Annotated in this window: 16 protein-coding genes; 12 read left to right on the forward strand and 4 right to left on the reverse strand. The window is 42.1% G+C overall.

Going from position 1 to position 24,306, the window contains the following annotated elements; translation table 11 throughout:
* Positions 1-234 precede the first annotated feature (234 nt).
* From MUCPA_RS00785 to MUCPA_RS00800, 4 genes are read left to right on the forward strand one after another with little or no spacing between them, the layout of a single operon-like run.
* Positions 235-1,077: a fumarylacetoacetate hydrolase family protein gene (locus MUCPA_RS00785; RefSeq protein WP_008503906.1), complete on the forward strand. Its 843-nt coding sequence runs from the start codon at positions 235-237 to the stop codon at positions 1,075-1,077.
* Positions 1,074-2,654 (forward strand): aldehyde dehydrogenase (NADP(+)), encoded by a 1,581-nt coding sequence (locus MUCPA_RS00790; RefSeq protein WP_008503907.1) that lies wholly within the window; start codon positions 1,074-1,076, stop codon positions 2,652-2,654. Before MUCPA_RS00785 ends, MUCPA_RS00790 begins: the two co-directional genes overlap by 4 nt.
* A gap of 29 nt (positions 2,655-2,683) precedes the next feature.
* The gene (locus tag MUCPA_RS00795; protein WP_008503908.1) at positions 2,684-4,399 is read left to right on the forward strand and encodes an IlvD/Edd family dehydratase; all 1,716 of its coding nucleotides are present in this window, start codon (positions 2,684-2,686) and stop codon (positions 4,397-4,399) included.
* A gap of 8 nt (positions 4,400-4,407) precedes the next feature.
* Positions 4,408-5,739 (forward strand): gluconate:H+ symporter, encoded by a 1,332-nt coding sequence (locus tag MUCPA_RS00800; RefSeq protein ID WP_008503909.1) that lies wholly within the window; start codon positions 4,408-4,410, stop codon positions 5,737-5,739.
* Between the two features lie 148 nt (positions 5,740-5,887).
* On the opposite strand, the gene MUCPA_RS00805 is transcribed toward MUCPA_RS00800, so the two are convergent.
* Positions 5,888-7,840 carry an ATP-binding protein gene (locus MUCPA_RS00805; protein ID WP_008503910.1) on the reverse strand — a complete coding sequence of 651 codons (1,953 nt, stop codon included), beginning with the start codon at positions 7,838-7,840 and terminating at the stop codon, positions 5,888-5,890.
* A gap of 408 nt (positions 7,841-8,248) precedes the next feature.
* On the opposite strand from MUCPA_RS00805, the gene MUCPA_RS00810 reads away from it, so the two are divergent.
* The 4 genes from MUCPA_RS00810 to MUCPA_RS00825 all read left to right on the forward strand — a co-directional run bounded on the left by MUCPA_RS00810 (position 8,249) and on the right by MUCPA_RS00825 (position 13,563).
* Positions 8,249-8,512 (forward strand): YtxH domain-containing protein, encoded by a 264-nt coding sequence (locus tag MUCPA_RS00810; RefSeq protein ID WP_008503911.1) that lies wholly within the window; start codon positions 8,249-8,251, stop codon positions 8,510-8,512.
* 313 nt (positions 8,513-8,825) lie between these two features.
* Complete coding sequence (locus MUCPA_RS00815; RefSeq protein WP_008503912.1) at positions 8,826-9,932, forward strand: AI-2E family transporter; 1,107 nt, start codon at positions 8,826-8,828, stop codon at positions 9,930-9,932.
* A gap of 550 nt (positions 9,933-10,482) precedes the next feature.
* Positions 10,483-13,041, forward strand: a complete 2,559-nt coding sequence (locus MUCPA_RS00820) for a DUF5686 and carboxypeptidase-like regulatory domain-containing protein (protein WP_157543785.1) — start codon at positions 10,483-10,485, stop codon at positions 13,039-13,041.
* A 189-nt stretch (positions 13,042-13,230) separates the two neighbouring features.
* Complete coding sequence (locus tag MUCPA_RS00825) at positions 13,231-13,563, forward strand: hypothetical protein (protein ID WP_008503914.1); 333 nt, start codon at positions 13,231-13,233, stop codon at positions 13,561-13,563.
* Between the two features lie 174 nt (positions 13,564-13,737).
* On the opposite strand, the gene MUCPA_RS00830 is transcribed toward MUCPA_RS00825, so the two are convergent.
* Together MUCPA_RS00830 and MUCPA_RS00835 are read right to left on the reverse strand one after the other, a co-directional pair.
* Positions 13,738-14,445 carry an SDR family oxidoreductase gene (locus MUCPA_RS00830; protein WP_008503915.1) on the reverse strand — a complete coding sequence of 236 codons (708 nt, stop codon included), beginning with the start codon at positions 14,443-14,445 and terminating at the stop codon, positions 13,738-13,740.
* Positions 14,446-14,525: 80 nt separating this feature from the next.
* On the reverse strand, positions 14,526-15,479 hold the full coding sequence (locus MUCPA_RS00835; RefSeq protein WP_008503916.1) for a helix-turn-helix domain-containing protein: 954 nt from the start codon (positions 15,477-15,479) through the stop codon (positions 14,526-14,528).
* 328 nt (positions 15,480-15,807) lie between these two features.
* Here MUCPA_RS00835 and MUCPA_RS00840 point away from each other — a divergent pair, with 328 nt between their 5' ends.
* The 4 genes from MUCPA_RS00840 to MUCPA_RS00855 all read left to right on the forward strand — a co-directional run bounded on the left by MUCPA_RS00840 (position 15,808) and on the right by MUCPA_RS00855 (position 23,192).
* Positions 15,808-18,570 (forward strand): TonB-dependent receptor, encoded by a 2,763-nt coding sequence (locus tag MUCPA_RS00840; RefSeq protein ID WP_008503918.1) that lies wholly within the window; start codon positions 15,808-15,810, stop codon positions 18,568-18,570.
* 4 nt (positions 18,571-18,574) lie between these two features.
* Positions 18,575-20,002, forward strand: coding sequence for a hypothetical protein (locus tag MUCPA_RS00845; protein WP_008503919.1), 1,428 nt, complete (start codon positions 18,575-18,577; stop codon positions 20,000-20,002).
* A gap of 56 nt (positions 20,003-20,058) precedes the next feature.
* Entirely contained in the window at positions 20,059-21,654 is a 1,596-nt protein-coding gene (locus tag MUCPA_RS00850; RefSeq protein ID WP_008503920.1) for a hypothetical protein, read from the forward strand.
* A 773-nt stretch (positions 21,655-22,427) separates the two neighbouring features.
* Entirely contained in the window at positions 22,428-23,192 is a 765-nt protein-coding gene (locus MUCPA_RS00855; RefSeq protein WP_008503921.1) for a hypothetical protein, read from the forward strand.
* A gap of 212 nt (positions 23,193-23,404) precedes the next feature.
* On the opposite strand, the gene MUCPA_RS35515 is transcribed toward MUCPA_RS00855, so the two are convergent.
* The gene (locus MUCPA_RS35515) at positions 23,405-24,193 is read right to left on the reverse strand and encodes a helix-turn-helix domain-containing protein (RefSeq protein WP_008503922.1); all 789 of its coding nucleotides are present in this window, start codon (positions 24,191-24,193) and stop codon (positions 23,405-23,407) included.
* Positions 24,194-24,306 lie beyond the last annotated feature (113 nt).

Genomic DNA, 24,306 nt, shown 5'->3' on the forward strand with positions numbered 1-24,306 from the left:
TTTTAGGTTTATATTGTGCAGTAAAACACAGTCGCAGGCATTATCTTACCTCTTGCTCAAACCTAAAATTTTAATAAAGGGGCTTATTTTATTATTGAAGCATTTTTTTGTAGTATATTAACAATATGTTGTAAATACCGCTTTAAAAGGCATATTTGCCTATCGTTTTCAATAAGCCGGGTTCTGATATAAACCAATAAACCATATATTCACCCCGACTTAAGCTTACCAATTATGATGAAAATTTACAACACCAGGCAGGGTATTATTATTAGCCGTAATGACCAATATTTTTTAAGTGAAGAGAAAAGCTGGAACATTTTTGTGAACCGGGTTAATCTTTTTGAAGTTGTGAGCAATGAATTGAAACAGCTAAACGCCGATGATCAATTAAAAGAAGTGGTCGCTTCGGATCTGTTAGCGCCTATAGACCACCAGGAAGTTTGGGCCTCTGGAGTAACTTACTTTCGAAGCCGCGAGGCTCGGATAGAGGAATCAAAAGACGCTAAAGGCGGCGATTTTTACACCCGGGTTTACGATGCCGAAAGGCCCGAGCTTTTTTTTAAAGCGCCCGCCTATCGTACGGTTGGGCCTGGTGATGAAGTCCGCATCCGTAAAGACTCCAAATGGAACGTCCCTGAACCAGAATTAACTTTGTTTATTTGTTCGGCGGGCACTATAGAAGGCTACACCATAGGCAACGATATGTCGTCGAGGGATATTGAAGGCGAAAACCCGCTTTACCTGCCCCAAGCCAAATCATACAATGGTGCAGCTGCCCTTGGCCCCTGCCTGTTGGTACCGGAAGGCCCTATCAACCCGGATACCAATATCAGTATCGAAATCATACGAGATTCGGCCATCGCATTCAGCGACCAGATCTCAATCAACCAGATGAGGCGTAAACATACCGACTTGGTCGATTACCTATTCAGAGAACTTGATTTCCCCTTTGGCGCTTTTTTAATGACGGGTACGGGTATAATCCCTTCCGACGATTTTACGCTGCGTGGCGGCGATATAGTCAAAATCACTATTGATGAGATTGGAACATTAACAAACACAGTTGCGATATGATAAGTGGAGAACATATTATCGGCTTTGTAGCTTCGGCCGAAGGAGGCGACATCATGACCTCAATAAACCCGGCAAATGGCGAAAAAATAGCAGAATTTATTGTGGCAACCCCAGCCGAGGTTGATAGAGCTCTTGAAAAAGCAGCTGCCGCCTTCCAGGTGTACCGGAAAAAATCAGGAATCGAAAAGGCAGAATATTTAGAGGCCATAGCTGATGAAATTATGGACTTAGGAGATGAGCTGATTACTATATGTTGCGCTGAATCGTCTTTGCCGAAAGGCCGTATAGAAGGTGAACGCGGAAGAACTACAGGCCAGCTCAAATTGTTTGCCAATTTATTGAGGGAAGGTTCCTGGCTTGACGCGCGAATTGAAACGGCCAATCCAGAACGTTTGCCGCTGCCAAAGCCAGATATCCGTTATATACAGATACCCCTTGGCCCGGTGGTGGTTTTTGGGGCGAGTAATTTCCCGCTGGCATTTTCTGTGGCCGGGGGCGATACCGCTTCGGCATTTGCGGCAGGTTGCAGTGTGGTTGTAAAGGCTCATCCCGCCCACCCGGCAACCAGCTGGCTCATAGGTAAGGCCATTCAAAAAGCGGCCCGTTCAACCGGTATGCCGGATGGGGTTTTCTCCCTGTTATTTGGCGACGGGCCAATTTTAGGATCACAGTTGGTTAAGCACCCCAATGTGAAGGCGGTTGCTTTTACCGGATCATTCGGTGCAGGTAAGGCGATCTATGACCTTGCGGTACGCAGAGAAGTACCGATACCTGTTTATGCCGAAATGGGCAGTACTAACCCTGTGTTTGTGCTACCGCAAGCTTTACAAAACCACACCGAGTTGTTGGCCAAAGGGTTTTCTGCATCGGTAACCTTAGGCGTGGGGCAGTTTTGCACCAATCCGGGGATGCTTATTTACGAAAACTCAGAAAGTGCCGGAATTTTTAACAGCAAGCTGGAAGAAGAGTTTACGCAAACTTCGGGCGGCGTTATGCTGGCTGCTAATATCTATCAATCTTACAATGCCGGTGTTGCTAAACATGCCGCCACTGATGGTGTAGAAACACTGGCGAAGGGGAATCATACAGATAGCCATAATACAGCCTCTCCCATACTTTTCAAAATAAAAAGTGATGCCTTAAAAGCCCAGCCTCATTTGTCCGAGGAGGTATTTGGGCCAACCAGCATGGTGGTAGAAGCAACGTCCAGGCAAGATATACTGGATATAGCCCGAAACCTTAGCGGCCACCTAACAGCCACCGTACATGGCACCGATGCTGATCTAATTGAATACCAGGATCTGCTGGATATTTTAGAACAGAAAGCTGGCAGGCTCCTTATTAACGGTTACCCTACAGGGGTTGAAGTGTGCAGTGCCATGGTTCATGGCGGCCCTTTCCCGGCTACAACCGATTCCAGGAGCACATCGGTGGGCACAGCGGCCATCAACAGGTTTACAAGGCCGGTATGTTACCAGAACATGCCGCAGGCATTGCTTGCCGACGAATTAAAAAACACCAATCCATTAGGCATCTGGCGGTTAGTTAACGGCCTTTTAAGCAAAGACGAGATATAAATTATAAACTTAAAATATAACAGGTAGATATGGGAGCGTACAGAAGTTCGGACTGGTTCGGAAAAAAGGATAAGATGGGTCTTATTTACAGAAGCTGGATGAAAAACCAGGGTATGCCGGAGGATATGTTTGACGGCAGGCCGGTAATAGGAATCTGTAACACGTGGTCGGAACTGACGCCGTGTAACGCGCACCTGCGCGACATTGCTGAAAGCGTACGCCGCGGTGTACTGGAAGCCGGCGGTTTTCCGGTTGAATTTCCAATCATGTCGTTAGGCGAAACACTGCTAAAACCTACAGCCATGTTGTTTCGTAACCTGGCCAGCATGGATGCCGAAGAATCCATAAGAGGTAACCCAATTGACGGGGTGGTACTGCTTACCGGCTGTGATAAAACTACACCCTCAACCTTAATGGGTGCAGCCAGTGTAGATTTGCCCACCATTGTGGTACAGGGCGGGCCTATGTTAAACGGAAAATACCATGGCCATGATATTGGCTCGGGCACCAGTGTATGGAAGCTGACAGAAGAGCTAAAGAAAGGCAACATCAGCTATGAAGAATATGCAGAAGTTGAAAGCTGCATGTCCCGAAGCCCGGGCCATTGCATGACGATGGGCACCGCTTCTACCATGGCCTGCATGGTGGAGTCGTTAGGCATGAGCCTGACAGGTGGCGCAGCCATCCCCGCGGTTGACGCCAGACGAAAGAGGCTTGCCCAATTATCTGGCAGAAGAATAGTTGAAATGGTTAAAGAGGACCTTCGCATCTCCAAGATATTAACGCGCGACGCTTTTGAGAATGCCATTAAAGTAAACGCCGCCGTAGGTGGTTCATCAAACTTTATTATTCACCTCACAGCAATAGCAGGCCGGATTGGTGTGCCTCTGAATCTGGAGGATTTTGACGATATTGGAAGTAAAATGCCGCTGCTGGTAAACTTAATGCCCTCGGGTAAATTCCTGATGGAAGACTTTTACTATGCGGGTGGAGTGCCAGCTGTGCTCAAACAAATGCAGTCGGTTTTAAAAATGGACGTGATGACGGTGAGCGGTAAAACCCATAGCGAAAACATAGCCAGCGCCGGAGTAACCTATAATAAGGAAGTTATTTACGAGTTTGAGCAGCCCCTGATCCCGGAAGCAGGCATTGCGGTGTTAAAGGGCAACCTGGCCCTTAACGGCGCTGTGATAAAACCATCGGCCGCCACGCCCAGCCTGATGCAGCACCGTGGCCGTGCCGTAGTGTTCGAAGATATTGAGGATTACCATGCAAGGATTGATGATCCCGAGCTTGATATCGATGAAACTTGCGTAATGGTATTAAAAAGTGTTGGCCCTGTAGGCTATCCAGGCATGCCCGAAGTTGGTAACATGACGCTACCCAAAAAATTACTTGATAAAGGGGTGATAGATATGGTGAGGATATCAGACGGAAGAATGAGCGGCACTGCCTACGGTACCGTGATATTGCATGTATCGCCCGAATCAGCCATAGGCGGAAACCTGGGACTTGTGGAGAACGGCGACATCATAGAACTTGACGTGGCTAACAAGCGCATTCACCTGGAGGTGACAGATGAAGTGCTCGCTATCCGAAGAAGTAACTGGACACCGCCGATGCCACTGGCAGATCGCGGTTATGTAAACCTGTATATCAAGCACGTACAGCAGGCGGATAAGGGTGCAGATCTGGATTTCCTGGTGGGTGGCTCGGGGCCGACAGTAACGCGGGATTCACATTAAATAAATCTATGGCGATATCCATCCTTTGTGCCTGCATCGTGATGCTCGTGCTGTTAATAGCCTGGGGCAAAGTTAATACTTTCCTGGCCTTCTTGTTGGTATCCGTGGTGGCAGCATTGCTGCTGGGCATGCCTGTGAGCAGTATTCCTCAGGCCATTAATAAAGGACTGGGCGATACGCTGGGCTCGTTAGTCATCATCATTGTATTAGGGGCTATGCTGGGTAAACTGGTAGCCTATAGCGGCGCGGCGCAAAAAATAGCAACCGTACTTAAAAACACATTTGGTTATAAATATGTAACCTGGGCCATGTCGTTAACGGGCTTTATTGTGGGCATACCCTTGTTTTATAACGTAGGCTTTGTATTGCTTATCCCTATTATATTTTCGGTGGCTTATAACTATAAGCTACCGCTTGTTTATGTAGGCTTGCCTATGCTGGCATCACTCTCGGTAATGCATGGTTTTGTGCCGCCCCATCCCTCGCCCATGGCGTTGGTGATGCAGTTTCACGCCGACCTGGCTACAACCTTTGGTTATGGCGTTATTGTAGCTATCCCAGCAATTATCATCGCAGGGCCTATTTTTGCGGGTACGTTAAAAAAAATGCAATCTAACCCCGCAATTTCCATGCGAGGGGATCAAATGCCCGATGCGCAATTGCCAGGGATAATTACCAGCATATTTTCTTCCTTGCTGCCGGTACTGATCATTGGAGGTTGTACCTTGATAACCAGGGTTTACGGCTATAATGCCGCTGTAAAAAATATCAGCGGTTTTATCGGCGATCCTACGATAGCCATGGTACTAACCATCTGTATAGCCACGTACACACTGGGTATACGTACAGGTAAAAGGCTAACTACCATTATGTCCATCTATGGCGAATCTGTGAAGGATATTGCCATGATCCTGTTAATTATTGGCAGTGCGGGCATTTTGAAAGAAATATTTGTGGAAACAGGCGTTAGCAACGAGCTTGCCGCCCTTTTACAAGGTTTTAACCTACCTCCCCTGCTTTTGGCATGGCTTATCACCGCTGTGCTCCGGCTTTGCCTGGGCTCCGCCACCATAGCAGGACTAACCGCAGCGGGGATAGTTTATCCTTTGATTGCACATCATGGCGCTAACCCCAACCTGATGGTGCTCGCGGTGGGCTCCGGCAGTCTCTTCTGCTCGCATGTGAATGATACTTCCTTTTGGCTGTTCAAAGAATACCTCGGCCTGTCTATGAAGCAAACCTTCTTATCCTGGTCATTGATGGAAACCCTTGTCTCGGTGATCGGGCTTATTGGGGTACTCATTTTAGGTGAGATTTTTAAGGTAACAACGATAGGCTAACTGGCCAAACATTGTGCGATGCGTTGCTGATTTTGTACCTTACCCCATGGGCAAATACATAAAAAAACGCGCAGAACCTGGATCTGGTCGTTTTATGGTGATTGTGATGCCGCAAAAGCTTACCTGTGGTATGCTGTCAATGGGCATATCACATAGCCATAGTGCTCCATTCGTTGATCAACCTATCCCGTTCAAGTTTTAGTTTCTCGCTTATCTGCTTGTGCCTCAACTCGAAATCGGCAAAAATGGCGTTCCAGGTTTTTACGTACACTTTTACGCGGCCATCATGAAGCGACAGGGCCAGCCAGGGATCTGCTGGGTTTTGATTACCCGCTATTTTTTGCTCCATAAAGCCTGAGTCGTCAAACTGTTGCCCTATCAAATGAAACGCCCAGTACATATTGTCGCCGCCAAATTCAGGCTGCTTTAAAATGATATCAAGGTATTGATCTACCTGCAGGTATTGTTCTTTTCCGATATTTATAGCAGGATGTTTTACCTCTACCAGGATGTTTTCTACGCGGTTGCCGAGGATTCGTTGTCCGCTGACAAAAACATCCGTGTCCCTAAGCTCATCCGGTTGATCGATTCCAGGAGCGTTGTCCCCCTCTGTCAGGATATGGGTATAGCTGCGCAGGGCTTCTTCAAACCGTGCATCAGCGGGTGTAATCAGGTGATACTGTTCGCCCAAAATCCAGCAATGGCGCTCAATAGCCAACTGCAAATGCTTAACCTCCACCGCGTTTAGCCGGGGTTTTGTAACCAACTCTTTTAACAGATGGTACACCCGGTAACGCTCGGCAACCAGCTTGGCAGTACCCGCGATTCGGTTAAGGCGTGTGGTGCTGAATAGTTTAGCAAGTTCTTCCCTTTCCTCCGGTTCCAGATCAACGATGCCGTCGATGATGGTTAGAAGCTGCTCCCGCTCGTTGGATTCGAGCAGGACATCTAAAAAACGAACAAAAGTTTTTTTCTGATCTGTATTTAGGTTGGTAAACAATTTAGGTTCAATGCCATACAAACAAAGCAATGCTTCGTTTAACTGTGCCCTTTTATATTTCCCTTCCCATTCGTTAGCATATTCCGGCAAAATGCCGTCCTCTTCAAAGCGTTCAATCATCCGCTCGCCAAAAGTGCGAAGGTAAGGCTTGCGCCGATCCAAAACATATTTACTAATTTCTTTGATCAGGAATTTATACTCAGCTGATGATTTTGTTTTTCCGAATAACTGATCCTGCTGATCGCTCTCGCTGCTTTTAAAATTAAAATCGTCAAAAAAGTCACTCTGAATATAAACGCTATGGAAAAAGTCATCTGCTTTTTTGTTCAAAGTCGTAAAATCCTTATAAACCTCGTTATCGGTGCTGTTCAGGAAATAGTATTTAGAGAGCTCGCGGTGAAGCGCCTTTTTCCATTGCACAAAAGTGATCCGGAAAACTGTACCCGACTTATCCTCATAAAATTCGAGTTCATCGCGGCTGCTTACATTGGGCGTATAATCTAAAACTTCACCATTGATGATGATACGGAAATTTTTAGAACGGTTAAGCTCCAAGAACCAACAAAACTCGGCCATCAGGTAGGGCAATATTTCTTCGTCCATCTGGTTGGAGCTTAACTGCACATCCTTAAAGGTTACGGTAGTACCCGAATGATTGCTCATGGCAACGGTTAAAGCCACCGGTTCATAATTATTTAACCGCTCGGCATTCATTTGAATTTTGCCGCTTTTTAATCCTTCGGCAGTTTGAAAAGTGGTTATCCATTGCGCAGAGAAAGCGAAAGTAAAAAAGGTGAGCCTACCAACTCCATTTTTACCATGCATAGCCGAAGTATGAACAGGTGCCGAAATCTCTATTGCCTTTTCAGACTCGTAAAAAGGCTCAAATTTAGTTCGCAGGTTATCAAAATTAATTCCGTAGCCATTGTCGGAAATCTCCAGAAACTCCAGCGTTCCAAGTGCATCTACTGTGTAATCCACAAAAACCGTATCTGCTTTCGCATCAAAACCATTCCAGATGTACTCAGCGATAGCTTGTTCTGCATTATATTTTTTCAGGATCTTCTGGATCCCTTTTGAAGTGATGTTAACGTTTGACATAAAGCTTAAAAGAAACCAGCTAAAAATTGTTAAAGATAAGCTAATCATTTTAGTAACACAAACCGGCTCATCACTAATATTAACTTGTGTTATTAAAAAATGTATGGAGGCTTAATGGCCGCATAAAAGTTGCCTTTAAGGGGGGGCTCACTGAGGAATCGGCATAGTTTAGTTTTACACACATACAACCTTCTTGCAGCTGGTTAAATGGAGACTAATAAAAGGTGATGTAAATTTCAACTAAACTTTAATTGTATTAACAATTTATCCATGGCGAATGGCTTGGACAAAACATTTTTGGATCACACTAAATTTAAATATTTTAAATTTAGTGTAAACAGTACGGCAGTTTTGTTGTTATCTTACTGTTATTGAACATAAAAAAATATTTATCATAACGTTATGACTATGAAAAATCAAACAAAATTAATAGTGGGTTTATTGGCCGGAGCTGCCGCTGTTGCAGCGGTAGGCTTATTGATTTCGACAGATAAAGGCAATGAAATCAAAGAAGAATTGACAGATTACCTTGCCGACATCATTAAATCTGTAAAAAGTAAGGCACAATCAACAGCTGATAACCTGGCTGATATTAAAGATAATGCTGTAAACTCGGCCCGGTCTGCTATTAAAAGCAAGGTTGACGAAGCTGCTGAAGCTGTAGGAAATTAATTTTCGACATCGTTGGCTAAATATAATTCATTGATTAAGGGTTTTCAATTAATTTTGGAAACCCTTTTTTTATATACTGGTATAAGCCAAATTATAACGTATTTAACAGATTATGAACAAATAAAAGCAGTTTATCAATTTGTTGATGATATTATTTTAAACTGCCAAACATTATGAATTGATCCATGTTCACTCAAAGTGGGTACGGTTATTTTACTAAAATCAGCATTTAATATTTTGCGGTAATTCACTTATAAATTTAAACGCCTGCCATACAGTTTAATTAACTATAAACAACCCCGCCATTCTTCCCGTGACTGTAAAACAATATCCTTTTTATTTTAAAACTACGGTAGTCCTTTTCGGGCTTATTTTATTAACTTATATCCTGTTTACCCTTCAAAGTATACTGGTGCCTTTTGCGTTCGCGCTTGTTATTGCTATTCTGCTTAACCCGATATGCAATTTATTGATGCGCATCAAGTTGCCAAAGGCGGTTGCCATATTAACCTCGATATTGATAGCCTATATTATTGTAGGTGGCATTGTTTTCTTTCTGTCGATGCAAATGCTTCATTTTGGCGATACTTTTCCCGCGCTCCAAGTTAAGTTCGCTCATATTTTTCACGATTTGCAACTATGGCTGCAAAACAGTTTTCACATTAGCATTAATAAACAGAACGAACTAATTAACGAAGCATTAAACAATAGCAAGGCTTTGCTGGGCGCAACTTTAGGCACAGCGTTAAACACGTTAAGCGTGCTATTTTTAATTCCGGTTTATATTTTTATGTTTTTATTTTATAAAACACTTTTGCTGAACTTTTTATTTGAAGTTTTTGCTGAAGAAAACTCTCAGCATGTGAGGGTTATTTTAAATCAAACCAAAACTGCCATACAAAGCTATATGGTTGGCCTGTTGCTCGAGGCTTTTATTGTAGCCATTTTAAACTCCGTCGGCTTATTGATATTAGGTGTAAATTATGCCATTTTAATTGGTGTAATGGGCGCCATACTGAATATGCTACCGTATATTGGCGGTATCATAGCCATTGCCATTCCCTTGTTAATAGCTACCGTTACCAAGGATGGCTATAGTACGCAGATTGGTATCGTTATCTCCTTCATGATCGTTCAGTTTATTGATAATAATATTTTGGTGCCGCGTATCGTTTCGTCAAAAGTACAAATCAACGCTTTAGTATCCATCCTTGTAGTTTTACTGGGCGGGGCATTATGGGGCGTTTCGGGCATGTTTTTATCCATCCCGTTTGTTGCCATTTTAAAAATCATTTTTGACCGTATAGACGACCTTAAACCATGGGCTAAATTGTTAGGGGATATTGTGCCCACCCGACATAAAGGAGAGATTTGGCGCAAACGAAAAAGAGAAACACTTACTGATCAAATCGCGTCATAACCCGCAAATATGGATTGGTCTTATTGCACTTTGGAGAGCAGCGCTGAGCACTGAGTTAGATGTAGTATATTGATAAACTTAATTTCAAAAGCAATCAACGTTTACTTCTATCTCGTCAAACAACCGGCAGCTTTCAAGCGTGAGGCTACCTGTAATTCCATAGGTATAAATGTCTGCGGCTTTCCTATAAAACAAAGGGAGTGTGGGTGCATGTACACCATATATCAATCATACCGGTTTTATCATATTGGCCAGGCTTGATTTTTAACGGTATTAGTATATATTTGTAATAAGTTTGTTGCAATTAGAGCATATCAACCCCTCTTTAATATATGGCTATGGATTTTTTAATCTAACTTAAATGCTTTGCATTCGGTCAAGATTATTTTTATCCCGCTTTATGGGTATAATAATTGCCCTATACATCATGTAAATCTTCATTATGTATAACAAATTAAAGAGTTTTTGTGAGCCAAATAAGTTACACTGCGCCTGTAATACCGGTTGCAGCCTTTTTAATATAACTATTAATAAAAACAAGAACTATAAATTGAGCAAGATATTACTTCCCGTAAGGAAAAAATTACCCGGTTATCAATTCATACTCATTATTACATTTTTGCTGGCAGGCGGCTATTTTGATAATACTGCTTGTGCACAACATTTAAAAAACATTACCGGAAAAATCACCGATGCGCAAACCGGCGAACCCTTGCCCTATGTAACCGTTTTTGTAAAACTAAATAACGGCACGCGTAAAGGCGCTGCTACCAATTTTGATGGCTTATATAACTTAAGCATCCCCGCAAACATTGCAACCGACAGCATTTATACCAGCTATGTAAGTTATGTGCCAGCCAGAAAATTAATACCCAAGGCTACCGAAAGCGAAATTAACTTTCAACTTGCTGTGAACACCAAAATGCTGAACGCGATAAATATTACTCCTAAAACTTATGTAAACCCTGCCTGGGAAATTATGGCCAACATGGTGAAGCATAAACCGGAGAACGATCTGCAAAAGTTAAAGAGCTACCAATACCAAAGTTATAACCGCATTGAAGTATCGCTAACCAACATGAGCGAGAAAATGAAACAGCGAAAGGTATTTAAACAAATATTGCCGCTAATGGACAGCCTGAGGAAAATTGCAGGAGACGATGGTACACCCATACTACCGATTTTTGCCTCTGAAACCATATCCGACTATTTTTACCAAAACGATCCGCTTAGAAAAACAGAGCACGTACTGCGTACCAAATCAAACGGTGTTGGCATTGAGGACGAAACACTGGTATCGCAGCTGGTTGGAACAACGTTTTTACAATATGATTTTTACAAAAACTACCTGCGGTTAGCCGGAAAAGATTTTATATCGCCCCTGAGCGATAGCTGGAAAACCTTTTATAATTACGAGCTTACCGATGAACATGATAAGATTGACGGCAAAGAATATTACAAAATAGAATTTAAGCCCAAGCGTACTCATGATTTGGCTCTGGTTGGCGTAATGTGGATTACCAAGGATAGCTATGCCTTATACCGCATGGATGCATCAGTGGGCCAGGATGCCAATCTTAACTTTTTGAGCAAGGTTAGGATACAGCAGGAAATGGCGCAGCCGGATGGCACTACTGCCTGGATACCCGAAAAAACAAGAATAACGGTACAAATAGCAGCGCTGAGCAAAAGTACATCGGGCTTTATCTGCAAGTTTTACCTATCAAATACAGGTATGCAGGTCAACAAGGAATATCCGGAGAGCTTATTTAAAGAAAGCCTGGTAATGAGCGATGACGTAAGCAAAAAGGATGAAGATTACTGGGCCAAAAATCGCCATGACACGCTTACTGCAGCCGATAAAAGGGTATACCAAATGATAGATACGGTAAAAAACCTGCCCATCGTTAAAACCTACGCCGCCTTAGCTGGCATGCTGATAAACGGCTATTATAAAATTGGTAAAGTGAGCCTTGGCCCCTACCCTTACACATTTAGCCATAACGACCTGGAAGGTACAGTTGTTAGATTTGGGGGAATTACAAACACGCACTTTAGCGATAAACTGATATTAGGCGGCTACTTAAGCTACGCCTTTAAAGACCAAAAATTTAAATATAGCGGCTCCGTCGATTATATATTTTCGCGCAAGCCCTGGTCGCAGTTTGGGGTATCTTACCTGCACGATATTGGCCAAACCGGTTACCAATATGAGAGCTTTGCCATTAATGGGAACAATGTTTTTAACGCCTCTATTCGCAATGGGCAGATTAGTACACGGGGCCCCTTTTTTCAGAATGTGATTAAAGCTTACATCCAAACCGACTTGGTACCTAATTTAAGGGCAAGGCTAAATTTTACGCACAGCACGTTTGATCCGCTAACGCCTTTTGAATATCATGACCCGGAAGACTACGAGAAGGTATATCACACCTACCAAACATCGGAAGTGGGTGCCGAATTACAATGGAGGCCAGGGATCCGCTTACTGCAATCGTCCAAAATAAATAAACGGATTACCGTAGGCAACGGCGGTGATAACCCCACTGTTACTTTGCGGTACATCCACGGCTTTAAGGGAATGTTTGATGCCGATTTTAATTACGATAAGTTTTTTGTTAACGTGCAGCAAAAATTGCACATGGGTATTTTAGGGAAAGGCGAATATTCGCTTACGGGCGGATACATCCCCAGCAATGTGCCTTTTACACTGGTGGAGAATCATCGCTTCAGCTTTAACACCATGCGTTTCCTGGAGTTTGCCAGCGACAGGTATGCATCATTAACTTATACTCAGCACATGGAAGGCCTTATTACAAATAGTATTCCTTTATTAAAGTCATTGAATATTCGCACAGTTGCGGTAGTGGATATTTTGGAGGGCAGCCTTTCGACCATCAATAATGAGGCTTTTAGACATGGCCGAACTATAGTTGACAGAAGTTTGGGCGCGGTGCCCTATGTTGAGGCTGGCTACGGCGTTGAAAATATACTCAAAATTATTCGTGTCGACTTTTTATACCGGCTAACGCACCTCGACCACTTAAACGGGCGCGGCGAACTGCCGGACCAATTTGCCACCAGGGTAACTTTACAGTTCAGGCTTTAGTTTTCAGTTGAATTTAGTTATTGGTTATTAAGCTTAGGATATATTTCTTTTAAGTTGATATGAATGGATTACCTAATTAAGGGTTAGTCGCCTTGCATCTCCCTCATATCATTAAAACTGAAAGCCTTATTTGATGTTATTGAATTAGCCGGTAGAAAACCAAAGAACTATACGGTTGATAACATTATTATGAAGACCTATCAAACTACCATCAATCCGTCTGTACATCATCTTAGCCAGGTGATTAGCGAACTGCTTCCGGCAAAGTTTAACAGTAAAGTAAATAGGGATCACTTAATCCAGGTTATAGAAAACGGAAACGCTATCGAAATTGGGCTGGCTGCCCCTTACGAGGAATATTTATACAAAGTAGAAGTTGACGGCAACAACGTCAGGATCAGCAAGTCTGAACATTATACTGACGATGTTAATAGCCTGGCCATGGAGGATGTTTTGACGGATATCGTCATTGCATTTATCGGCAAAGAGCATATCGTGTCAATTGAGCCATCCACCAATTAAGGCCAGGCATATTGTATACCATCTAAATATCGGGGCAGAGCCAGTTGGCTGCGTTAAAAAATAAATTATCTATTTTCTGCTGTTGCCAAACACGAAGTAACTGCCCTGTTATCCATTGCCAAGCTCAATCTGTAAAAACCGGTTAATAAAAACCTGTTGAGCAAGCTATCGCTGTTACGCCATTCCACCATCGCAAACCAACACCTTGCCCGTTACATACGTGTTGGCAGCTAAAAATAAAATCGCGCTTGCAATATCTTCAGGCTGGGCAACCCTACCAAGTGGTATATGGGCCGCATAGTCGGCAAAGGTTTCCTTTTTAGTTTCGGCTGATAAGAAGTCCCACCATGGGGTGTCCACAATTCCCGGCGAGACTGCATTGATACGTAAGGGATGCAATTCTTTAGCTAATATAGGCACCATAATCTCTAAGGCGCCATTAACCGCACCTATGCCCGATGTTCCGGGTATTTTGGCTGTCCCGGTGATAGCCGTGAGCAAGGTGATACTTCCATTTGTTGACACCATGTAAGGCAGCGCAGCTTTTATAGTATTAAGATGCGACCAATATTTTTCTTCAAAGCCTTTGCGGATGTTATCCAGATCGAGCTCTTTAAAATTGCCCAAGCCTTTATTGCTCCCGAGGGCAATAACCAGATGGTTAACAATACCAATGTTTGAAAAAAAGTTATCTAACTGAGCGGGGCTGGTGCTGTCCACCTGAAAAGCTGGCAAGCCTAATTGCTCCGCCGCTTTTAATTTCAATAAATCCCTACCAGTTACAACAGTTGATGCTGATTGATCAGCAAACATCAGCGCTGTGGCTAAACCTATCCCAGAGGTACCGCCAGCAATAATTACCTTTTGATTTTTAAATGCCATATTAATTTGTTTGTATTGATATGGCAAATTTAAATGACCCGGCAAACCGGTTGATGTACCGCATTATGCCTTATATATACTCAATCCTGCTTGGAACGATAGTTATGCGGTGTTTGACGAGTAGCCGATTTAAAAAAGCGGTTAAAAGAGCCCGGATCGCTAAAATTCATCTGGTAAGCAATTTGAGCGACAGAACTATCGGTGTATTTTAATAGCGCTTTAGCTTCCTGGACCAACATTTCTTTGATATGATCTGATGCCGTCATCCCGGTTAGCCTTTTAATTGTCCTGTTCAGGTGGTTTGGGCTCACCGCGAGCATGTCCGAATAGTTACAAACCTGGCGCTTGGTAAGATAATGGATGCTAACCAGCTTTTTAAACCGCGATAAGAGGCTCTCTGCGCCCGAAACTTCTAACCCAATAGTTAGCTGTTGCCTTTCATAGCTTCTTTTGGCATTTAGCAGTAACAGGTATACATACATCTTAATCGCCTTTACCCGGCCTGTTTTACGGTGTTGCAATTCGTCATCAATTTTTAAAATCAGTTCTACAGTGGTTTTAATTTCTTCTTCAGCCAAAATAAAAACTGGCTTACCAGCTGTATGATAAAACGGAAACTCATCTGCTATTTTAACAGACGGTATAACATCGTTTAAAAAATCCGACTTAAATAAAATATAATACCCAAACGCATCGGGGCTGATGTTTCGTTTTGAAAATATTTGATTGGGATACGTAAAACAAATGGTATTGGGTTGATGCACATAGTGATCAAGACCGATTTGCATGTCGAGGGTGCCTTTTAAGGTTAAACTAATCCTGTAAAATTCAGACTTTAAAGGCCCCATAGATCTGATTAATCCATCGCTCGAATAAATCTCAAATCCTTCTATCACTTTGCTCTTTTCAATGTTATTATATCCAAAGATGGTGCTAACCTCAGCTTGCCGATGAACGGGATTGAAATTACTCAGGTTATATACCGGGATATGCTCTCTTTTACTTTGAACAGATTTTCGCTTGCTTACAGGCATCAGGTTAAATTTTACTTTTTATGTCAAAAGTTAAACATTTACTGAAGGCTGGGGCTTTCAGTAAAAATAAATATACTAAGTACATCATAATTAGTAGCAATAGCGGTTTACTTTGCCTGTATAACCATGGCTACAAGTATAACGCAAATGAGTATCGTGTTAGGCAAATTATCCACCTGCTTTTTAACTAAATAAAGCAACATGGTTCAAAAAACCCGGCCAAGATTAACTTACTATTACCATTAAGTTACCTGTGTTAAAAAACCGGTAAACTTCAGATTTACTTCAGATTGTCGTGGGTTTCTTTGCAGAAAATTAATCCCCTGATATGAAGTACAAGTACTTATTTTTTAAATTTACACTATTTTTATTACTGGGTGCACTATCCTTACCGGCAATAGCCCAAACTATAAAAGGTAAGGTAACCGATGCTGAAACCAAAGAACCCATGGTAGGCACAACGGTGTCATTAAAAGAAACAGGCAGAAGCCAGTATGTAAAACTCGATGGTTACTTCACCTTCAAAAATCTTAAACCGGGTGATTACACGCTTGAATTTCGTTTCGTATCCTACAAAACCAGGCTGGTAAAGGTAAACGTAACTAACCTGAAAACAACTACGCTAAACGTGGTTATGGAACCTACAACCAACGAGCTGAACTCGGTAAGTATTGTAGACAACGAAAGCGCCACCGACAGGCGCTCCAGAACCATCGAAAAAAATTCCAACCAATTGGTGAATGTTGTTTCGGCACGAAGCATCGAATTATCGCCGGATATTACGGTAGCCAATGTAATGCAACGGGTATCGGGCGTAACCATCGAGAGAAGTAACTCGGGCGAAGGCCGTTATCCCATCATTCGCGGTATGGACAAACGCTATATCAACACTTTGGTAAACGGCATCAAAATACCAAGCCCCGATAACAAAAACCGTTTTATACCGCTCGATCTTTTCCCTGCCGAACTGTTGGAGCGCCTTGAAGTGAGTAAAACCCTCACCCCATCAATGGAAGGAGATGCAATAGGCGGCACCATTAACCTGGTAATGAAGGATGCCCCATCCGCTACTTTATTACAGGCCAGCTTTTCTGCCGGGTATAATTCAGTTTTTGCAGGCAGGTATTTTGAACAGTTTGATCGGTCTACCATCAGCAAATTAGCACCTACTGAAATTAAAGGTAACAGCTACGCCGCTACAGCGGCTGACTTTCCGGTTAACAACCTTCATTTTTCAAATAAAGCCAACCCTATTAATATCAACTTTGGGGTAACCTTTGGCGATAGGTTGTTTAAAGATAAAAAGCTGGGCTTCATTGTTTCTACCAGTTACCAGGATAACTTCACGGGTAACAACTCAACCTTCTTTTTACCCAATGCATCACCAGGGGTAAACAATGTTCCAACGTTTTCTGATTTAGAAGCCAGAACATACTCGCAGGAAAGCCGCAGGATAGGAGTGAATAACAAATTTGACTACAAATTTAATAACCGCAATAAAATATCGTTAGTGAACGTTTTTGTTCGCCTGGATGATTATCAAACCCGCAGAATAAGCGATACCATATCCACTAACGCTTTGGTAGATGCTTTTTCAAGAAGCAGATGGCAGTATCAGTCGATCTATAACTCCACATTACAAGGTATTCACCAGCTTGATGATGCTTTGAAATTTGACTGGTCGGTAGCGTATTCGCAGGCCAACAACCATATCCCCGACCAAGCTGAGTTTGACCATGAATACCCTATTACACAAACAACTGTAAGCTCAGATAACTTACAAGGTATGTCTCGTATATGGACACATAACAGCGACCAGGACTACTCTGTATATTTAAACCTGACGGACAATTTTAAGCTTTTAAACCGCAAATTTGAACTTAAGCTTGGCGGTTTGGAACGCAACAAATCCCGCGATAGCTATTATAACAGTTATTCGTTAAGCCCTTACCTGGGTACCAGCAATAACCAGGTTTATACTACTATTGATGCGGCTAATTTTACATTTAAAACCACCGATAAGTCGCTTTTTGTGCCGGATGGTAACGATTACACCTTTAAAGAAAACATAGCGGCTGCCTACATACAAGGTAAATGGCAACTAACCGATAAATTAGAGGCACTTGGTGGCGTACGCGTGGAGTATACCAAACAAAACTATGCCACTCAGCTACCTGCTTCTGTTGATGCGGCAACCGGCATCATCAATTATACCGACTTTTTACCAACCGCACTATTGAAGTATGCCCTTAAAGACAACGAGAGCATCAGGCTATCGTACAACCGTGCATTAGCCAGACCGGCTTTTAGCGATATGATACCCGGCGGGCAGATGGGAGAAGTGTACCAGGAGCAAGGAAACCCCTTGCTAAACCATACCACGGCAGATAATCTTGATTTGCGTTATGATTTATTCCCCAAAAATGCCGACGAAATTTTATTAGGCGCGTTTTATAAAAAGATTTATAACCCCATTGAATACGAGGTATCCCCAAAGGGCACTACAGCTATTTTAATGCCCAAAAATGATGAAACAGATGCTACTAATTACGGCTTTGAGGCCGTATTTACCAAGTATTTTGGCCCCATGGGTGTGGTTGCCAACTATACTTACACCAAATCAAAAATCACCACAGCAAAGGTTTTCACCTACCGTAACGATGCCGGAATCATATCATCACGTGTTCAGGATGAAACCCACCCATTGCAGGGACAGTCTGACCACATAGCCAACATGTCTTTAATTTACCGTAATGCTAAACTGGGCCTCAATTTACAGGGAGCTTTTGTTTATACCGGTACACGGGTGGCTTTTGTTAATCCTGCTTATGGCCTTGATTATTACCAGGCACCAACCGAACAACTTGATTTTTCGGCCGAAAAAACGCTATGTAAAAAGTTTACATTTTTTGCTAAAGCCAATAACCTCACCAATACACCTTATGTATTAGAGCTTCACCAGTCGTATAACGCCTACCTGGCAAACGGCCAAAGGCCACTGGCATTACAAACGGATGTAAATAAGGTGATCACAGTTCAAAAAGACAGCTTTAAAGCCAACTACTTATTCGGTATACGTTACAAATTATAATATCATGAAGAAAACATTATACATAGTTATCAGCCTGCTTTTATCGGCATCAGTTTTTTACTCGTGTAAAAAAAATGCTGATTTTAGAAACTTATCTGCGGCGATAGTTCCTATTGCATCGCCAATAAGCAACAAGGGCTGCTTGGTTCCGGATCAGGGTGCTACGTCTGCTTCAATTAAAGGGACGATGCTGGCCGGGCAAACATACAATATCTGCGCTAACGTTTTAGTTAATGTAAACGATACCTTAATTATCCAGCCTGGTGTTAAAATTAACTTTACAGGCAACTACGGCATTGGCGTACATGGCACACTGATTAGTTTAGGCACTAAAGATGCACCGGTTTATTTTACCCATTTGGGCACGGTAAAAACTGATAACATTGGAAAAAATCCGGCTACAGATTCTGCTTATGCAGGAAAATGGAGCGGTATATTTGGCGCAGCCGATTGTAAAAAAATTATTTTAAAATGGACGCATATCGAGTTTGCAGGCGCTGCCACAAGCGGAGACATCAAAGTAATTTCAAGCAGCCCCTACCCTCTTTATTTTCAAAACCCTTACGGGATGGTTGTGTTGGAGGATTCGTGGATTTATGGAAGCTTTGATGATGCAGTACGTACTTTGGGTGGCAAGCTGGAGTTTTTTCGTAATACTTTCGAAAAATGCGGGTATACGGGTGGCGAAGCGCTCAATGCCAAAGCTGGCACCATTGGCGATTTTGCTTATAATGTTTGTATTGGCATAGCCACCAACGGCCCTAAAAATTCAAATATATCAGCCATTCCGGGCGTGCCCGGATCAAACATCCGGATGTACAACAACACCATTGTCAATTGCGGTTATCGCCGCTCGGCTGCAGGCCGTGGCGGGTCTATCAATTTTGAGCAGGGCGCCGCTGGCATGGCCTATAACAACATCATGGTAAACTGCAAATTTGGATTAAGGATAGTGCAAAACCCCATTGCCGACACGGCCAATATCAGGTACGGTTATAATTACACCTACGCCGATTCCTTAACTGTAGCAAACCAAATCTATCCCTCAATAGCGGTTAGTAATGCCTTTACCAACTCCATGCCTACCGACATACCATCGCCATCTGCATTTTTACCTAATGGATGGACGCCGGGCATGGTTTACACTGCTAACCCGGCAATATTGGGCGCCAATAATCCCCAATTTATCAATGGCCCGGTGCCCATGCCTGTAGGTGCTAAGCTTTCAGATATTACAACGGTAAGCACGTATAACTTTAACTTAAAACTTACTTCGCCCTGCGTAGGCAAAGGGTTTACCAATTTTATGCCTTACGGGCTCGAAAAATCAACTGTACCGGTTGACCCCAATTATGGTGTAACCGAATATACCTTGCCCGGCAGAGATATTGGCGCTTACCAAACTAATGGCAAAGGCAACCAGCATTTTTAAAAGAAATTATTAATAAACGCACAAAATTAATTATGTAAAGCTAAAATCTACTTAAAATGAAAAACAAAAAAACTATCTCCTTATTATTTTGCTTATCTCTGCTTGTCGCTGGTTGCAAACGTGAAGTAATTGCACCCCAAACAAAGGCTGCTCTTTTATCTGTTTCGTCAGGCTCCAGAAGCCTTGCTATTACCCCAGCTACATTTAATTGGGAAACAGTCGATTGGATGCCAACCCCTCCAGGACAGTCTCAAATTCCACCACCATGGATAGGGCAGGGTAGCCTATCTTCCCTTTATGGTGCCGACGTAATTAATGACCATAAGGCAGCTGACGGCTGGGTACTTCTATATAATACCTTTGATGCCAACGCAACTGGAAACCTTGTTAATCCATATTTTATCTTATACAATCGATACAGGGGGATAATGCGAATTTACTTGTACACTACTACTTCTTTTGTATACCCCTCCACCTACATTGTTGACGGCTTGAAAGTTATTAGCAACCAAAGTTCATCGATGCTTAATTTTATGGGGTCGGATATAATTGATGCCAATTCATCCAAAAATCAAACATCTTTTTCACAAATTGAGCCAGCTCCAAGTGATGGATCGGCACCGCTGGCTTCAAATAAATGGTATATGCTTCAATACGAAATTGCATACGATCCCCAAATCGCTAACTTTTCTTATCAGGATATACAATTAAGTTGGTTTGTCAATTTTAATAGTGTTTCAACAATATCTTTAGGGGGAACAGAGACAGGCACTATTAAAACAGCAGCAGGTTCACCATCTGATCCATTAAATGCAGCCTTACAAAATGGAGGTACTGTTGCTGGAAAAGCTGCGGTGTCTTTTATTGGAAGTAATGTATTGAGCAACTTATCTCAAACCGGCGCTGTTAATAACAAGATTGGTATGAAAAATGAAGTGTTTAGTAAAATCAAAGACGGTGTATCATCTGCTTTATCAGGTGCAATCGGGAATATTCCGGGTGCTATAGTTGGTATATTTAGTGCTATCATAGGTGGAAACAGTGACAGTACGCCGACAATGAATTTGAATTTGAACTCTACAATCAATCTAAATGGGACACAAACTACTAAGGGCTCTTTTCCATCAAGCCCTACCTCAGTATATGTACCCGGATCTATTATAACATCCAGTGCTCAAAACTTTATACCGCTTTATAACAAACCTCTTGGAGTATTCAACTTAAAATCCAGACCCCACGTACTCGCAAGGCTAAATCACACTCCTGATGCAGATGGATATTATATTACTGAATATTTCCTCAACAGTCAAATGGATCAACTAATTGTGACAAACCCAGATTTAATAAACACCTCAACAACAGGAGCTTACATAGCTCAAATGAATGAGGCTATTGTATTAATTGATCCAAATACTACTTTTTATTCAGTTAAGAACGGAATTAATGTCGAGTCTATAGGGGGGCACACCGCGTTTACTCAATCTATAACTGATGGTGAGCTAGATCAAATGTCGACTGGGTATTATGCGCCTTATTATGTCCCTACAGTGGCGGTAAGAATTAGCTTTCAATTAGTGCCAAACAATGGTGCACCGGCGTCTACGTTTGTAAAGACTTTTTTAGCGGATTTGGATACCATTGGTGGCTATTAGAATTGAGTAAAGAAATTAGTGCTTTACTCACTATTATTAGTTGTAAATTAAATTGTGATATATATTCATCTTGCTGATGGCCATTGTACATAAGTTGGTAACTAACTCTGGCTGGGTTAGATTTGCAGACCTGTAAATAAACCAGAACCATAGCAAAGAAAGCTGATGCAACTGTGAAAGACAGACAGTATAAATGTGAATGTACAGCTGAACAATAAAATGAATTAAAAGAGCGCCCGGAATAAAACACGGGCGCTCTTTATTAAAGCACTTAATTACTTGCTTTAATAGGCACACAAGAGTGTAACTAAACCCAAAACGACAATAATGATTAGCGGCAAAAACAATAGCGCTTAACGCGATGACAGCTTAAGGATGCCAATGTTTATCAAATCGTTCATCGATCGCAAAAAATGCGCCGTATATTAAGCAAAAAAATACGCACACCATCTATTTTCATCCTAACTACAGATTCTGCTGGTATACTTGTATCACCTTAATATTTAAACTATTTGTTAAGCCCAGTACCTGTATCAACTATTAATAAGGCATTAGCCCAGCACTCCTGATTACCGCACCAAAGCTGAGTGTTTCCAGCCGTGGCCGATGCTTCATTAAAAGTATAATTGAGGGCATCAAAATTCAACGCCATTCAAAACACTGGTTTCGGCATAAACAGATGTATGGCAGTTGCCCTTAGGCGGCCTTTGACGGGAATTCCGGAAAACCAGAAAATCATGAAATAAACATCCAACATTGGCCATTTAAAGAAAATGAAAAGGATTTTAATAATATGTTTCGGTTTGACTATGATTTCAACTATAGCCAAATCACAAGACAATTATGAGATACAAGTTTATGGATCTGAAACGGTAGAAAAAGAACGAACTATGCTTGAACTTCATAGTAATTTCACCCTAAACGGCAGCACAACAAGTACTGACGGCACCTACCCTACCAACCATGTGTTTCATGAGACCGTTGAAATAACGCACGGGTGGACACCCTGGTTTGAAACCGGCTTCTACTTTTTCAATACCATCGGCAGCGATGGCCGTACCGGCTATGTTGGCTCTCATATCCGCCCGCGGGTTGCCGCACCTAACAGCTGGCATTGGCCCTTAGGGGTTAGCTTATCGGCAGAATTTGGCTTTCAGAAAGCTCAATACTCAACAAGCACAAGTTCGTTGGAGTTGAGACCCATTATCGATAAAAAATGGGCGGGCTTATATGTTTCGCTAAACCCAACTCTTGATAAAAGTTTTGCGGGCTCAGACCCCTATCGCGGATTCGTTTTTTCGCCCAACGTAAAGGCCAGCTACGATGTGAGTAAGGTTATAGCCTTGGGATTAGAATATTACGGCAGCACAGGGCCTTTTTTCCACTACGACCTGCTAAAAGACCAGACACATCAACTATTTATTGCCACCGATCTTAATTACAGCGCCGACTGGGAATTTAATGCGGGCCTCGGCTATGGCTTAACCCAGGCCACCGATAAAGCCATATTTAAAATTATTGTGGGCCGCAGGTTTTAGTGAAATTTAAGTGATACTTTACTAATTAAACACGTTTTTTTAAAGAGAAGCACTTTTAATTTGCCTTAATTTACTGTTGATCAAAGTCATAAATATCATCTTGAGTTTATAAGACCGGGAATATAAGTTGCATTAGCCCTATTGAGCAAAAAAATCCAACGACCCGATATATTAAGCTAATCCCTAAATTGGTGCGTTGCAAAATGCTTACCTTAGGTTTTAGCAAGCCTGGCTACTTCGTTTTCAAGTTTTTGGACTAAAGCTTGGAATGATTGTACGGTAGTTTCTAATTCTTCTACTACCGATTGAATTATTTTTGAGTATTTCCCAACCGCCTCCCATATTTCCTGTATATTATTAAACGGTAATATCGATTTAGGATTTGAAAACACACCACATTTACAAACGATGATGCCTTCTTCAAATAATATATTTTCAACTTCACAAAATACAATTTCTGTGTTAGTTACAATAACATAGGTATGACCGATCAGAATCTGGCTGAAATTCTTAATAAACTTACCAATCAACAAGTCACCAGTGTTAATATATTTTAACATATTATTGCCACTACTGTCAATCGTAAACGCACGATACCTTGCATGATCAACGATAAATGAGCCTGGAAGATCAAAAACCGGTAAATGTTTAAGATAAGATTCCGATTTTAAATTACGGGCATATTCAGCACTTTCGGTAACGTACAAAATTTTTGACGGCACCTTTTTTTCCGCTTGAATTTCCTGGGAAGATCGTGCTGAGTTTTCAACGTAAGGATCAGCCTCTTGCCCGTGCAGCAACCACTCATAGCTTTTGCTATAATAACTGGCAATTTTACTTAATGACTCAAAACTCGGAAATTGGTTACCTATCTCGATCTGCGAGTAATTGCTGCGCGATATATTTAAAATAGAAGCCACAAAGGCCTGGGAATAATGACGTTCCAACCTAACCGACCTAATTCTTTCTCCTATCTTTTTCTTTGACAGTATTTCTTGCATTTGCAAATATTTTTTAGTTGTTTTACGTTGTCATTATAAGGGCAATTCTGATGACTACAAATAACCGTCCACTTTCTAATTGGCTATCGTACGATGGTTTTAATCTTAAAAAA

The organism is Mucilaginibacter paludis DSM 18603 (assembly GCF_000166195.2).
Taxonomy (GTDB): Bacteria; Bacteroidota; Bacteroidia; order Sphingobacteriales; family Sphingobacteriaceae; genus Mucilaginibacter; species Mucilaginibacter paludis.

Coding starts and splice junctions, on each gene's coding strand:
- MUCPA_RS00785 (WP_008503906.1), top strand. CDS start 235: ATGATGAAAATTTACAACACCAGGCAGGGTATTATTATTAGCCGTAAT.
- MUCPA_RS00790 (WP_008503907.1), top strand. CDS start 1,074: ATGATAAGTGGAGAACATATTATCGGCTTTGTAGCTTCGGCCGAAGGA.
- MUCPA_RS00795 (WP_008503908.1), top strand. CDS start 2,684: ATGGGAGCGTACAGAAGTTCGGACTGGTTCGGAAAAAAGGATAAGATG.
- MUCPA_RS00800 (WP_008503909.1), top strand. CDS start 4,408: ATGGCGATATCCATCCTTTGTGCCTGCATCGTGATGCTCGTGCTGTTA.
- MUCPA_RS00805 (WP_008503910.1), bottom strand. CDS start 7,840: ATGTCAAACGTTAACATCACTTCAAAAGGGATCCAGAAGATCCTGAAA.
- MUCPA_RS00810 (WP_008503911.1), top strand. CDS start 8,249: ATGAAAAATCAAACAAAATTAATAGTGGGTTTATTGGCCGGAGCTGCC.
- MUCPA_RS00825 (WP_008503914.1), top strand. CDS start 13,231: ATGAAGACCTATCAAACTACCATCAATCCGTCTGTACATCATCTTAGC.
- MUCPA_RS00830 (WP_008503915.1), bottom strand. CDS start 14,445: ATGGCATTTAAAAATCAAAAGGTAATTATTGCTGGCGGTACCTCTGGG.
- MUCPA_RS00835 (WP_008503916.1), bottom strand. CDS start 15,479: ATGCCTGTAAGCAAGCGAAAATCTGTTCAAAGTAAAAGAGAGCATATC.
- MUCPA_RS00840 (WP_008503918.1), top strand. CDS start 15,808: ATGAAGTACAAGTACTTATTTTTTAAATTTACACTATTTTTATTACTG.
- MUCPA_RS00845 (WP_008503919.1), top strand. CDS start 18,575: ATGAAGAAAACATTATACATAGTTATCAGCCTGCTTTTATCGGCATCA.
- MUCPA_RS00850 (WP_008503920.1), top strand. CDS start 20,059: ATGAAAAACAAAAAAACTATCTCCTTATTATTTTGCTTATCTCTGCTT.
- MUCPA_RS00855 (WP_008503921.1), top strand. CDS start 22,428: ATGAAAAGGATTTTAATAATATGTTTCGGTTTGACTATGATTTCAACT.
- MUCPA_RS35515 (WP_008503922.1), bottom strand. CDS start 24,193: ATGCAAGAAATACTGTCAAAGAAAAAGATAGGAGAAAGAATTAGGTCG.